Source organism: Virgibacillus halodenitrificans (assembly GCF_001878675.1).
In the GTDB taxonomy this organism is placed as follows: Bacteria; Bacillota; Bacilli; order Bacillales; family Amphibacillaceae; genus Virgibacillus_Q; species Virgibacillus_Q halodenitrificans.
In genome coordinates this window covers 2,217,683-2,232,162 of sequence record NZ_CP017962.1, presented here as the reverse complement: position 1 = coordinate 2,232,162, position 14,480 = coordinate 2,217,683, and the positions used below count along the sequence as shown (strand labels likewise).

Here is a 14,480-nt window from a genome sequence, read left to right as displayed (position 1 = left end):
CCTTTCTTTCGTCTACAGATAAATTGTCACATTTAAGTAAACTAGTATGCTCTACTTTTAAGTAATTTATTTTAGGAAGAACAAATAGTTAGATATAATTGAGAATAGGTAATATAAATTATGATCTGATTGTCAAGTTGTTGTGACAAATGTATGACTTTGTCAGATTATGAAGCCTATTAGTTGAACTTATAAAGAAGTTTACTTATAATTAACACTTGATAATAGTTATTATTAATGGAGGGATTTTTCATGGCAGAAAGAATGGTAGGAAAACAAGCACCACGTTTTGAAATGGATGCAGTTATGCCTAATAAGGAATTTGGTAAAGTTAGTTTAGAGGAAAATATGAAAAATGATAAATGGACAGTTCTTTTCTTCTATCCAATGGATTTCACATTCGTATGTCCAACAGAAATTACTGCAATGTCTGACAGATACGATGAATTTGAAGACTTGGATGCTGAAGTAATCGGTGTTTCTACTGATACAATTCATACACACAAAGCATGGATTAACACTTCCCGTGATGATAACGGATTAGGTGAGCTTCAATATCCATTAGCAGCAGACACAAACCACGCAGTTTCTCAAGATTATGGTGTTCTTATTGAAGATGAAGGGGTTGCACTTCGAGGATTATTCATCGTTAACCCTGAAGGAGAACTTCAATATCAAACTGTATTCCATAACAATATCGGCCGTGATGTTGATGAAACATTACGTGTGCTTCAAGCACTTCAAACAGGTGGACTTTGCCCTGCAAACTGGAAGCCTGGACAAGAAACACTTTAAGTTACTGTAACACTTTATATGTTACAGCATATAAATTTTAAATGATAAAGGAGCTGGTTTGTGAAGAAGATTTCTTATAGATGAAAGAAACTCTCTTTATCTCAACCAGCTTCTTTTAATTTGAACAGCAGGAGGTTTTTAAATGAAGTTAAGAGATCAAATGCCTGAATTAGAAGGCGCAACAGAATGGTTTAATAGTAATCCGATTAAAAAAGATGAGTTAATCGGTAACAAACCAACACTTATTCATTTTTGGTCAGTTAGCTGTGGTTTATGTAAAGAGGCAATGCCAAATGTGAATGAATTCCGTGATGAATATAAAGATAAATTGAATGTAATTGCTGTTCACATGCCACGTTCTGAAAAAGATTTAGATTTGGATGATGTTAAGGCAGTAGCAAAAGAGCACGATATAACCCAGCCGATCTTTGTGGATAACCAACACAAGCTTACAGATGCATTCGAAAATCAATACGTACCTGCATATTATGTTTTCGATGAAGAAGGAAAGCTTAGACACTTCCAGGCTGGCGGTGGTGGCATGAAAATGCTCCGTAAGAGAGTTAACCGTGTGTTAGGAATTAAATAAACTCATAAGAGAAAAACTCTTGCCTATGCAGGCAAGAGTTTTTTTATTCCTTTAATAAAAATAAAAAATTTAAAAAATTAAATAAAAACAGTGGTAATTTATTTCGGAAACCGTTATATTAGTTATTATGGAAATAATCGCAGAGGAGGAAGAAACTGAATTGGATACTTTTAAAAAACTTAAACAATTTTATTGGCCCTTTAAGAAGTACTTTTTTATATCACTAATCTTCTTAATCCTGGTTACTGCTATTACAGTAGTATACCCAATCATAATGCAGCAAACGATTGATAACGTAGTGTTAAAAGCCCAATATGAATTAATTCCAATTATAGCTGGTTTATTTATTATACTTATGGTCGTGAAAGGGATTGCTACATACTTTCATCAATATCTTGGCGATTTATTTGGAATTATATCTGTATACAAACTTCGGAATAGTCTTTACAAAAAATTGCAAGTTTTGTCTTTTAGATATTACGATAATGCAAAAACTGGAGACCTTATGTCAAGGTTGACAGCGGACGTGGATGGGTTTCGTTTTTTTCTGTCCATGGGGTTTTCTGAATTAATTCGTATTACGTTACTTATTCTTTTTAGTCTTAGTGTTATGTTTTATTATTCCATACCATTGGCTCTTGTGACAATGGCAGCTATGCCGTTCTTAACAATTGTGGTTTTTAAATTTGATAAGCGAGTACATCCTGCTTTTCGAAAAATTAGAAAGTCATTTGGTAAGCTAAATACGCGAGTGCAAGAAAATATTAGTGGCATGAATACAGTAAAGTCCTTGTCTAGAGAAGATTTTGAAATAGATCGTTTTTCAACTAATAATGATCGCTACAGGAACAACTATTTGGATACAGCGAAAATATGGGCGAAGTACTTTCCATTAATGGAATTAATTGGGGATATTTGTGCAGTTGCTCTATTAGCATTTGGAGGATACCTGGTTATAGTCGGAGATCTTGCTTTAGGAGAATTGGTAGCTTTCTTTAGTTTAGTCTGGTATATCCTTGGTCCATTGATGAATCTCGGTTTTGTAATTAACCAATTTTCTCAAGCGAAAGCTTCTGGAGAAAGGTTGCTCGAGATATTGGAAGCAGAAGAAGATATCGTGGAGAAAGAAAATGCTATTAATACCTCGATTACCGGGCATGTGACATTTAATAACGTATCTTTAACATATGTGGAAAACGATGATACTGCATTAAAAAATATTTCATTTGATGCTCCATCTGGAAAGATTATTGGATTAATTGGGGCAACTGGTTCAGGAAAAACGAGTATAACACAGTTGATCACTAGATTTTATGAGCCTGAAAAAGGCGAAGTTCTTGTGGATGGGAAGCCTGTCGCGGATTATACATTAAAATCTTTACGCAAGGCAATCGGATTTGTATTACAAGAACCATTTCTATTTTCTACTACTATCCGAGAGAATATAGCATACGGAACTCCAGGTATTTCGGAGAGTCAAATTATTGATGCTGCAAAGCGAGCACAAGCACATGACTTTATTATGGAAATGCCAGAGGGATATGACACCTTATTAGGTGAAAGAGGAATGGGGTTGTCTGGAGGCCAAAAGCAGCGAATTGCCATTGCGAGGGCGATTTGTATTAATCCAAGTATACTCATTTTGGATGATGCTACTTCTGCAGTAGATATGGAAACAGAATTTAAAATACAGAAGGCATTAAAAGAGGTAATGAAAGGAAGAACATCTTTCATAATCGCTCACCGTATTTCCTCTTTAAAGCATGCAGATGAAATTATAGTTTTAGAGGATGGTAAAATCGTTGAACGAGGGACACATGATATACTTTTGAATAACGAAGGGCCATATCAACGAATATATGATATACAATATCAGGATCGTGAGGAAATCATGTCAGCAACTAATAATGTATAAAGGGGGTTATAAACTATGAGCAAGAAAGTTAAGGAAGTCAGTCCACATCTTAAAAGATTTCAGTATACTGTTGATTTAGCAATAGAAAAGCCTTTTAATTGGAAGCAACTATGGCGCTTACTTATTTACTTAAAACCTTATTCGAAAACGTATCTACCAGGAGCTATAATAGCGATGTTGATTTCAACCGCAGTCAGGTTAATTGTTCCTATTCTTATAAGTAAGGTTGCTATTGACATAGCTATAAAAAATAAAGATACGACGATGCTCACATACTTAGTTTTGGGGATAGCAATCTTATATTTGTTTAGTTATATAGGTAATACTTTTCGAATAAAGTGGGTAAATATACTAGGTCAAAATGTCATCTATGACTTGCGACATCATTTATTTTCTCATGTCCAGCGTTTATCACATCGCTTTTTTGATACACGCTCAGCAGGCTCTATTTTAGTTAGAATAATGAATGATATTAACTCATTACAAGAACTATTTACGAATGGAATAATTAATTTGTTAATGGATGTGGTTATGTTAACAAGTATTATTGTTATTTTATTTGTTATAAGTCCTAAGTTAGCTTTAGCTGTTATGGTAGTCATACCACTAATGTTCTATATTTCCACTAAATTAAGAAGAAATATCCGAAAATCCTGGCAGCAAGTTCGTATACAACAATCCCGAATGAACTCTCATTTAAATGAAGGATTACAAGGAATGAGAATTACTCAATCCTTTTCCCAGGAGGAAGAAAATGCAGAATTCTTTAAAGGTTTAAATTGGGATAACTTTGATAGCTGGCGCGAAGCAACGAGAAAGAGTGCAATGTTCCGCCCATTTGTAGAAATGAGTAATGCGCTAGGTACAGTGATTCTTATTTCATATGGCGCACATCTAATATTACTTGGACCAGCAAATGGCGGTATTGAAATTGGCACATTTGTATTATTTGCTTTCTATCTAGGAATGTTTTGGGAACCAATCTCTCGTTTGGGACAAATGTATAATCAATTGTTAATGGCAATGGCTGCATCTGAACGAATATTTGAATTTCTGGACGAACAACCGAACGTGGAAGAAAAAGAAAATGCACATCGTTTTGAAACAATGGAAGGTACTATTGTGTTTGATAAAGTAAAGTTTGCTTATAATGAAAAACGAATTGCTCTCCATGATATTTCATTAGAAATTAAGCAAGGGGAAACCGTTGCACTTGTTGGCCATACGGGTAGCGGTAAGTCGACGATTGCAAATCTAATTAGTCGTTTTTATGACCCTACCCAAGGACAAGTAAAAATTGATGGACATAATCTTAAAGATGTCAAGGTAAACAGTTTACGACATAAAATTAGCGTAGTTTTACAGGATACATTTATTTTTTCAGGAACGATAATGGAAAATATTCGCTTTGGTCAACCAAATGCTTCAGATGAAGAAGTTATCAAGGCATCCAAGATAGTAGGTGCTGATGGATTTATACAACGATTGGCCAATGGATATCACACAGAGGTAGAAGAGAGAGGAAATATTTTATCTGCTGGAGAACGACAATTATTATCTTTTGCACGGGCATTACTTGCTGATCCCAGTATTCTAATTTTGGATGAAGCTACTGCCAGTATTGATACTGAAACAGAAGTAAAAATACAACAGGCACTTGCAAAACTACTCAAGGGGAGAACAGCAATAATAATTGCCCACAGATTATCAACGATCCGTGAAGCAGATACAATTTTTGTATTGGAAAATGGAAGGATCCTTGAAAGAGGAAGTCATGCAGATTTAATGAAGAAACAAGGCGAATATTTCGGGCTAGTGAAATCTCAGTTCCAGATGTTGGATGCAATATAGTTTAAATTTCTTTTTAAGGAGCAGCGGACAGTTGCTCCTTTTTGTATTTCTCATGTATGATAGATCTATCATACATGTTAATGGAGGAAGCAGAATGAAACGAGATTTTGCGGTAATTGGTTTAGGTCGATTTGGTGGGAGTATTTGTCGTGAATTAAGTATGGAAGGCATGGAAGTTCTGGCAATCGATAACGATGAGGATAAAGTAAATGAATATAAAAATATTGCTTCACACGCCGTAATTGCAGATTCAACGGACGAAGTGTCGCTTAAGGAATTGGGTATTAAGAACATTGATCATGTTATTGTAGCAATTGGGGATAATATTCAGGCTAGTATTTTAACAACTGTTATTCTGACTGATCTTGGAATTAAAAAAATAACAGTTAAGGCGCAAAATGATTATCATGAAAAAATATTGAATAAAATTGGCGCTGACCATGTTGTGCATCCCGAAAGAGATATGGGAAAACGAATTGCTCACAATATTATTTCAAATAATATACTGGATTATCTGGAGCTTTCCGATGATCACAGTATTGTGGAGGTAAAAGCGGGGAATAAAATGGTTGGAAAAACACTTATTGACCTGGATATCCGTGCGAATTACGGATGTAACGTTGTTGCTATCAAACAAGGAAAGGAAATCAATGTATCTCCAAGCGCTGAAGATGTTCTAAAAGAAGAAGATGTGCTTATTGTTATTGGAGCAGATAAAGATATATCGCGTTTTGAAAAACACTTGGTAATCGATGATTAATCACATATAAGTCTAAAAAACCCTTTTTCTCATCGAAGAGAGGGTTTTTTTATGTGTAATTAAGGTAATAGAACATAGTAGCCGTTATATCAGATTTTTGGAAAGGATGCATTTTAATGGAGAAGAGGACAGGTGAAATAGTAACAGATCTACTAAAAGAATGGAATATTGATCATATTTACGGGATGCCCGGTGATTCCATTAATGAGCTGATCGATGATTTAAGAAAAGAAGAAAAAAATATTGAATTCATTCAAATTCGTCATGAAGAAGTTGGAGCACTAGCAGCCAGTTCTTATGCAAAGCTTACGGGCAATATTGGTGTTTGTCTTTCCATAGCTGGACCTGGTGCAGTGCACTTGTTAAATGGGTTATATGACGCTAAATTAGATGGAGTACCTGTATTAGCTCTAGTTGGACAAGTTACAAATGAACAAGTAGGTACAAACGCATTTCAAGAAATAAACCTTGCTAGGATGTTCGATGACGTGGCTGTATTCAATGAACAAGTAACATCTTCTGTACAGTTACCCGATTTGTTGAATATGGCAATTCGTACAGCTTACGCTAGGAAGGGGCCTGCAGTGTTAGTTGTGCCTGACAATCTATTTGCAGAGCAACATAAACTTGAGAAACCATTAACTGCCCCGACATATAAAGAACCATTAATACAGCCTGATCAACAGTCAATTTCAAAAGCAGCAGAACTAATAAATCAATCAGAAAAACCGATTATACTTGCAGGAAGGGGTGTAAAGGGAGCAAGTAAAGAATTGCTCCAATTTGCTGAGAAAATTAAATCTCCTATAGTTCTAAGTCTTCTTGGGAAAGGAGTAATTCCTGATTACCACGAGTTGAATCTTGGGCAACATGGTCAAATTGGTACAAAGCCAGCATATGAAGCTATGATGGAAAGTGATTTACTAATCTTAGTTGGCACAACCTTTCCATATAGAGACTTTTTACCAGATAATGCGAAGGCAGTTCAAATTGAAATGGATCCGGGGAAAATTGGTGACTTTTATCCAATTAATGAGGGGTTAGTAGGGGACTGCAAAAGAATTCTTCCCCAGCTTCAATTATTGGTCGAGGGTCATAATGAGCGCTCTTATTTGCAAAAATATCAGGGAAAAATGAAAGCTTGGCATACACACATTCTAAAGACAAAAAAAGAACAACCCGAACCACTTCAGGCTCCGCAAGTAATGTATGCATTAGAAAATGTAGTTAAAAAGGATGCGATTGTGTCGGTTGACGTAGGTAATGTAACAGTATGGACAGTACGCTATTTTCCATTCGTTAATCAGCAGTTCCTTATTTCTGGCAGGTTAGCAACAATGGGAGCAGGATTACCAGGGGCGATCGCTTCTCAGGTAGCTTATCCTGATAAGCAGGTTGTAGCTATTTGTGGAGACGGTGGCTTCACCATGGTAATGCATGATTTTGTCACTGCAGTAAAATATAATTTACCTATTAAAGTAATTATATTAAATAATAGTAAAATAGGAATGATTAAATATGAACAACAAGAGATGGGGCATATAAATTATAATACGGATCTCGGGGAAATGGACTTTGCTGCTTTTGCAGAAGCGTGTGGCGGAGAAGGTTATCGAATTACGGCCGGTGATGATATAAATACAAAAATGCAACAGGCATTTCTATCAGACAGACCTGCAATTATTGATGTTGAAATCGATAATATAGCTCCTTTACCAGGAAAAATCACCTATAATCAGGCAGTAAACTATAGCCAGTTTATGATAAAAAACTTTTTTCAAAATAAAAAAGTAGATTTTCCTGACATAAATCAAGTGATTCAGCGGTTATAATAGCTCAAGTTTCAAGAGATAGCCAAACGTTAGGTTCACCTGTAAATGTTGAGGGACAAACGTACTTTTATTCATAGTTGGAAGAAACTGCGACGTAGTGGATATGATTTTCTAATCTCGCTACGGGAAAATATTACGCTTTCCGCGGGCGGCCTGCGAGCCTCCTCGAACTCCACTAACGTTACGTTCTCCGGGGTCTCGCTAGTCTCGCTTTTCCCGCTGGAGTCTACATATTTCCCCTCCGCTAGGATGAGTCAGGATTATCAAAGTTATAATATATTTGTCACAAAAAAGTTGAGCAAACTCTAAACTTAGATAAAAGTCAATACCAATTGATTGGAATGGAAGATGGCGACTCTAGCCGGAATAGCATGAGCTGAAGACCCTGGACGGAGCGTAGCGGAGGAAGCGGCTGAAGCCATGCCGGTGGAAAGCGTCCATCTGCAATGGAAAGCTCACCTCTTCAATATTTCAGTGAACTTTCCAGCAACACAGTTATTTTTCATACGCTAAAGACGAAAAGTTACTTCGTAGTTTATCTATTTTCCGAAGCATTGCATAACCCTAGTATATTTAACTAAATAAAAAGACACGAACATAAATTTGTTCGTGTCTTTTTCTATATTTATACTTCCATAATAATTGGTAATACCATTGGTCGACGTTTTGTTCTTTCATATAAGAATGGAGCGATTGTATCAGTAATCTCATTTTTGATCTCTGACCATTGGGTCGTTTTTCTTTCCATCACTTTATTCAAATGTTTAGCAACAAGTTTCTGTGCTTCATTAATTAAATCCTCAGATTCTCGCATATATACGAAGCCGCGAGAGATAATATCAGGACCTGATGCAATTTTAAATTCTTTCATATTAATACTTACAACTACAATTACCAGACCTTCTTCAGAAAGAATTCTTCGATCTCGTAATACGATATTTCCTATATCGCCAATTCCGCTTCCATCTACATACACGGAACCAGAAGGGATCTTACCTGCAATAGCTGCACTATCCTTACCAAGTGCTAGAACATCCCCATTGTCCATAACAAAGGACTGTGAAGGGTCTACATCACAAGCAGCGGCAAGTTTAATATGTTCCTTGAGCATTCTGTATTCCCCGTGAATTGGTAAGAAATATTTCGGTTTAATTAGTCTGAGCATTAGCTTTTGTTCTTCTTGGCTTCCATGACCAGATGTATGAATGTTGCTTAGCTTGCCATGAATAACATCTGCTCCTGCACGATACAATTTATTAATTGTTCTGCCAACACTTACTGTATTTCCAGGGATTGGTGATGAGGAAAATACAACAGTGTCTCCAGGTATAATCTGAATTTGTCGATGCGTCCCATTCGCAATTCGAGAAAGGGCAGCCATTGGTTCACCTTGAGAACCAGTACATAAAATTGTTACTTCCTGGGCTGGAAAACGATTAATTTGATTTGCTTCAATGAACGTATCTTTAGGAGCCTGAATATAACCTAATTCTTGTCCAAGATTGATTGCTGATTCCATGCTACGGCCAAAGACAGCTACTTTTCGATTATGTTTGACAGCAGCTTCTACTACTTGTTGTAACCGATATATATTAGAGGCAAAGGTAGCAAATATCAATCTTCCATCTACTCTACTGAATATATCATTTATACTATCGCCAACAACTCGTTCGGACATGGTAAAGCCCGGTACTTCACTGTTGGTACTATCTGAAAGTAAGCAAAGTACGCCTTCTTTGCCTATTTCTGCCATTTTGGTAAGATTTGCTGGCTCTCCTACAGGGGTGAAGTCGAATTTGAAGTCACCAGTGTGTACGATGTTACCAGGAGGGGTTTTAACTACAATACCAAATGAATCAGGAATACTATGTGTTGTCCTGAAGAAACTAACGGATGTTTTTCGGAATTTAATAATATCGTCTTCTTTTAATGGGTTTAATTTTGCATTTCGTAATAAACCATGTTCCTCAAGTTTATTACGTATTAAGCCGAGCGCGAGTTTACCGGCATATATAGGCACATTAATTTCACGGAGAAGATATGGAATCCCCCCAATATGGTCTTCGTGTCCGTGCGTTACGAACAATCCTTTTATTTTATCTTGGTTTTGCACCAAATAGGTATAATCAGGGATGACGTAATCAATTCCCAATAGTTCATCTTCGGGAAATTTGATGCCGGCATCAATAAGAATAATCTCATCCTGGAATTGGACACCATACGTATTTTTACCAATTTCCCCGAGACCACCTAGTGCAAAAACTGCTGCTTGGTCATTTTTTACAAACTTCATTGTTTATACATTCTCCAATTTAAAATGTTCAGATTGCTTTTCATATTCCAGATGTGCCTTATCCAGTTCATGAACATACTCAATATTATAATTACGATCACTTAATTTAGACCGAACTTCCCGCACAGACTCGGCTTCTACATAGGTACTTAATGTTCTTTCACGAACAGGTATTTCACCAGGTAATTCCTGATATAAAACTTTAAAAATCATCTCATCTCTCCTATCAATTTTTCATTTCTATTTTAATATGAAAACACATATATTTTCTAATCCGTCTTATCCGTCATTAATATTGTTTGTTAAATCCGTACTCCCATTTTAACAACTTTCCCCTTAGCGATTGGTACTCTTATTGGCAGTCTTTCTCACAAGTTGTAGGTACTCGTCCTTGGCCTAAAAAATCTTTCCAACGTTTCTTAAGCTTTTCTTTTAGGCGTTTTAACATGGGGACATACAGCTCCTTTCATATATTAAGAAAAGCAGCAAAACATTCTACCGTCCAATCCCTCTTATTTATAGTATAGTATGATTTAAGGAATTTTGAAATAAAAATACATTATTTATAGAAATATTTTTTTTTGCGTCCTTTACTGAACTTTAGTTAAATCATTGTTATACTTATTTTTTACAGAGAATAGATTCTTATACATTAATTGAAGAGGTGTTGTATATTATGAAAAAAATTGTCTTTTTTGATATAGATGGAACGCTTTTAAATCATGAAAAAGAAATTCCCTCGTCAACAAAGCTAGCTATTGAAGAATTGAAAAACAATGATGTCTATGTTGCTATTGCAACAGGAAGGGCTCCCTTTATGTTTACTTCGCTAAGAGAAGAGCTTGGGGTTGACTCTTTCGTTAGTTTTAATGGTCAATATGTCATGTTCGAAGGAAAGGTTATCTATGAGAACCCTCTGGGTCAAAAAGAATTAACTATGCTTTATGAGCAAGCATCCACCAAAAACTTCCCAATGGTCTTTATGAATGAGAAGGAAATGAAAGCTTCTGAAAATGAACATCCTTTTATCAGTAAAAGTCTTGGTAGCTTAAAACATGATTACCCGGAGGTTGACCTTACATTTAAGGATAAAAATAAAATATACCAGGCATTATTATTTTGTGAAGAAAACGAAGAAGTTCCATTTATACCCAAAGATGATGCCTATCACTTTATTCGCTGGCATGATTACTCATGTGATGTTTTGCCTGGGGGAGGCTCCAAAGCAGTCGGAGTAAAAAAAATTGTGGAAGCAAGCGGGTTGAAACTTGAGAACTCTTTTGCTTTTGGGGACGGGCTTAACGATATTGAGATGATAAAGGAAGTAGGCACCGGCGTTTCTATGGGAAATGGCGTACTACCTCTTAAAGAAATTGCAGATTATGTAACTGATAATGTAGATGAAAATGGAATTTATAATGGATTAAAACATTTAGGTCTCATTTAAAGTAAGTTTTGTTTAATCTTCATTTCAAAAGATACAGCATAACAAAAGCAAAGCTACTCAATATTGAGTAGCTTTGCTAGATATTTGTAATTGTATATAAAATTTCAACCCCATTAATACTACTGATTTAGTTACTATTATTCCACTGGGTTCGCATTTTCAGGAGTTATAAAAGGGTTCTCTTTATTAATATGATCATAAAACATGATCCCATTAAGGTGGTCGATTTCATGCTGTACCACGATGGCAGCATAACCTTTTAGCCTTAATTTAATTGGATTATTTTCTTTGTCGATTGCCTTCACAGTGATTCTGGCATTCCGAGGGACATAACCCTCCACATTTCTGTCTACAGACAAGCAACCTTCTCCGGATGAGAGATAAGATTTTTCTACAGAATGACTAATTATTTTCGGGTTTGCAAGAGCGTAGCTGTAGTGTTTGCCATCAGGGTCTTCAAAATGAACAGCAATCAGACGTTTGTTAATCCCCAATTGTGGAGCTGCAAGTCCTACTCCCGCACGTAAGTCATATTTAGCAGCAATTTCTTCATCCTGACTATTTTTTAAAAAGGTAAGCATATCATTTAATAATACTTTATTTTCTTGATTTAACGGTGTTTCTACACTTTCAGCCACCGTTCTCAACGATTTATGCCCTTCTCGAACAATGTCTTTCATCGTTATCATTTCATGCCACTCCCATTTCTTATCATTTGAACTTGCTTCCTATTTTATCATAACATGACCTTATTAATCATAGATTAAAAATAGAACCATCTATATTTGAATTAGACAGGCTGTTATCTATTCTATGTTATACTAAAAAAACAACCAGGAATTATAGGAGGTACTATGGGATGAGACGTGTACAAACAATAGGCTTTATACTTGTTATATGCTTGATTTTATTAGCTTCTTGTAGTGGGAAGAGTACAGAAGAGAAAATCCACAGTCAATTGGAAGAAGCCGTGAATAAGGAAGAAGTTTTTGAAGAACAACAAGAACCTATTACGGACTTAGAGAAGAAAGAACAGGAATTATATAATCAGATTATTGATTTGAGTATGGATGATTTTGATAAAATTAAAAATTTGTCAGAGAAAGCTATTAGTGTAATTAATGAACGCTCAGATAAAATCGCTACTGAAAAAGAAAGTATGGAATCTTCAAAAGAAGAATTTAAAAAAGCTGAAGAGCTAATTGGTAAATTGGAGGATTCTAAATTAAAGAAAAAAGGTCAGGAATTAGTTGAAGTAATGAATAACCGATATGATGCTTATTCTAAACTTAATAAAGCTTACAATACGTCATTAAAGCTGGAAAAAGAAATGTATAAAATGCTACAAAAAGAAGATGTTGAACAACAAGAGTTAACTAAAAAGATAGAAAAAATTAATCAAAGTTACGAAAAAGTACTAAACTATAACAAAAAGTTCAACGAATATACTGTTGAGTATAATGCAATCAAAAAAGACTTTTATGAACTAGCTGAGATGAATGTAAACTATGAAGATAATCCTGCTGGAGATGATTCAGCTGAGAAAAAATAATACTGAAATATCGGAACTGTATCTTAACAAAGGTGCAGTTTTTTTGTTGTATTAATACAGTGTGCACAAACCAATGTAACAGTGCTTTGTGCTTTCTGTAAATATTATACTGATTAGATTAGTAAGAAGCCGAACTGTTTGACCAAAAATAATATGTAAGATAGGATAGGAATAGATATTTGTTGTACTAATTATTTTCTCTTGATTTATATAACAGTTTGGATTATCTTAGAAGATGATTAAGTTAAATCAAGAAAGGGTACATGAATAAGTAGGAGTTATGCAGTTTTTTTGTCGTTTTGGGAAGGCTAGAAAAGATTACAATTATTAAGCTATAAGGAAAGGAAGAGGTGAACTATTTTGAAACACGTATTGGAAAGTGTTGAAAGTCAGTTCGAAATGTTCCAGATTCTTAATGAAAATGGAGAAATTATTAATAAAGATGATATGCCCGATCTATCAGATGAGGATTTAAAAGAGCTCATGCGCAGAATGGTATACACTCGTATATTGGATCAACGGTCCATTGCTTTAAATCGACAAGGCCGTTTAGGATTTTATGCTCCTACTGCAGGTCAGGAAGCTTCTCAGCTTGGAAGTCAGTTCGCACTGGAAAAAGAAGACTTTATTCTTCCTGGATATCGTGATGTTCCACAATTAATTTGGCATGGTTTGCCACTATATCAAGCATTCTTATTTTCAAGAGGACATTTCCATGGAAATCAAATGCCTGAAGGCGTAAATGCATTGAGTCCACAAATTATTATTGGAGCTCAATATGTACAAACAGCAGGTGTGGCTCTTGGAATGAAGAAACGTGGTAAAAAATCAGTAGCTGTAACTTACACTGGAGATGGGGGAACATCTCAGGGTGATTTTTATGAAGGAATTAACTTTGCTGGAGCTTACAAAGCACCTGCTCTATTCTTTGTTCAAAATAACTACTTTGCAATATCTGTGCCTGTTGAAAAGCAAACAAACGCAAAAACACTTGCACAAAAAGCGGTGGCAGCGGGTATTGAAGGTGTACAAGTAGATGGCATGGATGTCCTTGCCGTATATGCAGCAACAAAGCATGCTCGTGAACGTGCAATAAACGGCGAAGGTCCAATGCTTATTGAAACACTTACTTATCGTTATGGTCCTCATACAATGGCAGGTGACGACCCAACCCGTTATCGTACTGAAGACTTGGATAATGAATGGGAAAAGAAAGATCCACTTGTTCGTTTCCGTACTTTCTTAGAAAGTAAGGATTTATGGTCTGAAGAGGAAGAAAATAAAGTAATCGAACAAGCGAAAGACGATATTAAGAAGGCAATCAAGAAAGCCGATGAGTATCCGAAACAAAAGGTTACCGACTTTATCGGAAATATGTTTGAAGAACTTCCAGTGAATTTGCAGGAGCAAATGGAAGAATACAAAGAAAAGGAGTCGAAGTAAATC

Annotated in this window: 12 protein-coding genes; 9 read left to right on the top strand and 3 right to left on the bottom strand. The window is 35.6% G+C overall.

Annotated elements, in window-relative coordinates:
- Nucleotides 1–252 precede the first annotated feature (252 nt).
- The 6 genes from BME96_RS11645 (at nucleotide 253) to BME96_RS11620 (ending at nucleotide 7,742) form a co-directional block, all read left to right on the top strand.
- Nucleotides 253–795 carry a peroxiredoxin gene (locus BME96_RS11645; RefSeq protein WP_019376071.1) on the top strand — a complete coding sequence of 181 codons (543 nt, stop codon included), beginning with the start codon at nucleotides 253–255 and terminating at the stop codon, nucleotides 793–795.
- A 142-nt stretch (nucleotides 796–937) separates the two neighbouring features.
- Nucleotides 938–1,384 carry a redoxin domain-containing protein gene (locus tag BME96_RS11640; RefSeq protein ID WP_019376070.1) on the top strand — a complete coding sequence of 149 codons (447 nt, stop codon included), beginning with the start codon at nucleotides 938–940 and terminating at the stop codon, nucleotides 1,382–1,384.
- Nucleotides 1,385–1,544: 160 nt separating this feature from the next.
- Nucleotides 1,545–3,299 (top strand): ABC transporter ATP-binding protein, encoded by a 1,755-nt coding sequence (locus BME96_RS11635; RefSeq protein ID WP_071649114.1) that lies wholly within the window; start codon nucleotides 1,545–1,547, stop codon nucleotides 3,297–3,299.
- Between the two features lie 15 nt (nucleotides 3,300–3,314).
- The gene (locus tag BME96_RS11630; RefSeq protein WP_071649113.1) at nucleotides 3,315–5,150 is read left to right on the top strand and encodes an ABC transporter ATP-binding protein; all 1,836 of its coding nucleotides are present in this window, start codon (nucleotides 3,315–3,317) and stop codon (nucleotides 5,148–5,150) included.
- Between the two features lie 94 nt (nucleotides 5,151–5,244).
- Nucleotides 5,245–5,910, top strand: coding sequence for a potassium channel family protein (locus BME96_RS11625; RefSeq protein WP_019376067.1), 666 nt, complete (start codon nucleotides 5,245–5,247; stop codon nucleotides 5,908–5,910).
- A gap of 116 nt (nucleotides 5,911–6,026) precedes the next feature.
- On the top strand, nucleotides 6,027–7,742 hold the full coding sequence (locus BME96_RS11620; protein WP_071649112.1) for a pyruvate oxidase: 1,716 nt from the start codon (nucleotides 6,027–6,029) through the stop codon (nucleotides 7,740–7,742).
- 625 nt (nucleotides 7,743–8,367) lie between these two features.
- On the opposite strand, the gene rnjA is transcribed toward BME96_RS11620, so the two are convergent.
- Nucleotides 8,368–10,035 (bottom strand): ribonuclease J1, encoded by a 1,668-nt coding sequence (rnjA, locus tag BME96_RS11615; protein WP_019378964.1) that lies wholly within the window; start codon nucleotides 10,033–10,035, stop codon nucleotides 8,368–8,370.
- Nucleotides 10,036–10,038: 3 nt separating this feature from the next.
- Complete coding sequence (locus tag BME96_RS11610; protein ID WP_019378963.1) at nucleotides 10,039–10,248, bottom strand: DNA-dependent RNA polymerase subunit epsilon; 210 nt, start codon at nucleotides 10,246–10,248, stop codon at nucleotides 10,039–10,041.
- 463 nt (nucleotides 10,249–10,711) lie between these two features.
- Between BME96_RS11610 and BME96_RS11605 the strand changes: the two genes are divergently transcribed.
- On the top strand, nucleotides 10,712–11,482 hold the full coding sequence (locus BME96_RS11605) for a Cof-type HAD-IIB family hydrolase (protein WP_019378962.1): 771 nt from the start codon (nucleotides 10,712–10,714) through the stop codon (nucleotides 11,480–11,482).
- Nucleotides 11,483–11,619: 137 nt separating this feature from the next.
- Here BME96_RS11605 and def read toward each other — a convergent pair whose 3' ends face one another.
- Entirely contained in the window at nucleotides 11,620–12,171 is a 552-nt protein-coding gene (def, locus tag BME96_RS11600) for a peptide deformylase (RefSeq protein ID WP_019378961.1), read from the bottom strand.
- Nucleotides 12,172–12,341: 170 nt separating this feature from the next.
- On the opposite strand from def, the gene BME96_RS11595 reads away from it, so the two are divergent.
- Together BME96_RS11595 and pdhA are read left to right on the top strand one after the other, a co-directional pair.
- Complete coding sequence (locus BME96_RS11595; protein WP_071649111.1) at nucleotides 12,342–13,034, top strand: YkyA family protein; 693 nt, start codon at nucleotides 12,342–12,344, stop codon at nucleotides 13,032–13,034.
- Between the two features lie 399 nt (nucleotides 13,035–13,433).
- Nucleotides 13,434–14,477 carry a pyruvate dehydrogenase (acetyl-transferring) E1 component subunit alpha gene (gene pdhA, locus BME96_RS11590; RefSeq protein WP_223280640.1) on the top strand — a complete coding sequence of 348 codons (1,044 nt, stop codon included), beginning with the start codon at nucleotides 13,434–13,436 and terminating at the stop codon, nucleotides 14,475–14,477.
- The last annotated feature ends 3 nt before the right edge of the window (nucleotides 14,478–14,480 follow it).

Coding starts and splice junctions, on each gene's coding strand:
- BME96_RS11625 (WP_019376067.1), top strand. CDS start 5,245: ATGAAACGAGATTTTGCGGTAATTGGTTTAGGTCGATTTGGTGGGAGT.
- BME96_RS11645 (WP_019376071.1), top strand. CDS start 253: ATGGCAGAAAGAATGGTAGGAAAACAAGCACCACGTTTTGAAATGGAT.
- BME96_RS11595 (WP_071649111.1), top strand. CDS start 12,342: ATGAGACGTGTACAAACAATAGGCTTTATACTTGTTATATGCTTGATT.
- BME96_RS11640 (WP_019376070.1), top strand. CDS start 938: ATGAAGTTAAGAGATCAAATGCCTGAATTAGAAGGCGCAACAGAATGG.
- pdhA (WP_223280640.1), top strand. CDS start 13,434: ATGTTCCAGATTCTTAATGAAAATGGAGAAATTATTAATAAAGATGAT.
- BME96_RS11605 (WP_019378962.1), top strand. CDS start 10,712: ATGAAAAAAATTGTCTTTTTTGATATAGATGGAACGCTTTTAAATCAT.
- BME96_RS11630 (WP_071649113.1), top strand. CDS start 3,315: ATGAGCAAGAAAGTTAAGGAAGTCAGTCCACATCTTAAAAGATTTCAG.
- BME96_RS11620 (WP_071649112.1), top strand. CDS start 6,027: ATGGAGAAGAGGACAGGTGAAATAGTAACAGATCTACTAAAAGAATGG.
- rnjA (WP_019378964.1), bottom strand. CDS start 10,035: ATGAAGTTTGTAAAAAATGACCAAGCAGCAGTTTTTGCACTAGGTGGT.
- def (WP_019378961.1), bottom strand. CDS start 12,171: ATGATAACGATGAAAGACATTGTTCGAGAAGGGCATAAATCGTTGAGA.
- BME96_RS11610 (WP_019378963.1), bottom strand. CDS start 10,248: ATGATTTTTAAAGTTTTATATCAGGAATTACCTGGTGAAATACCTGTT.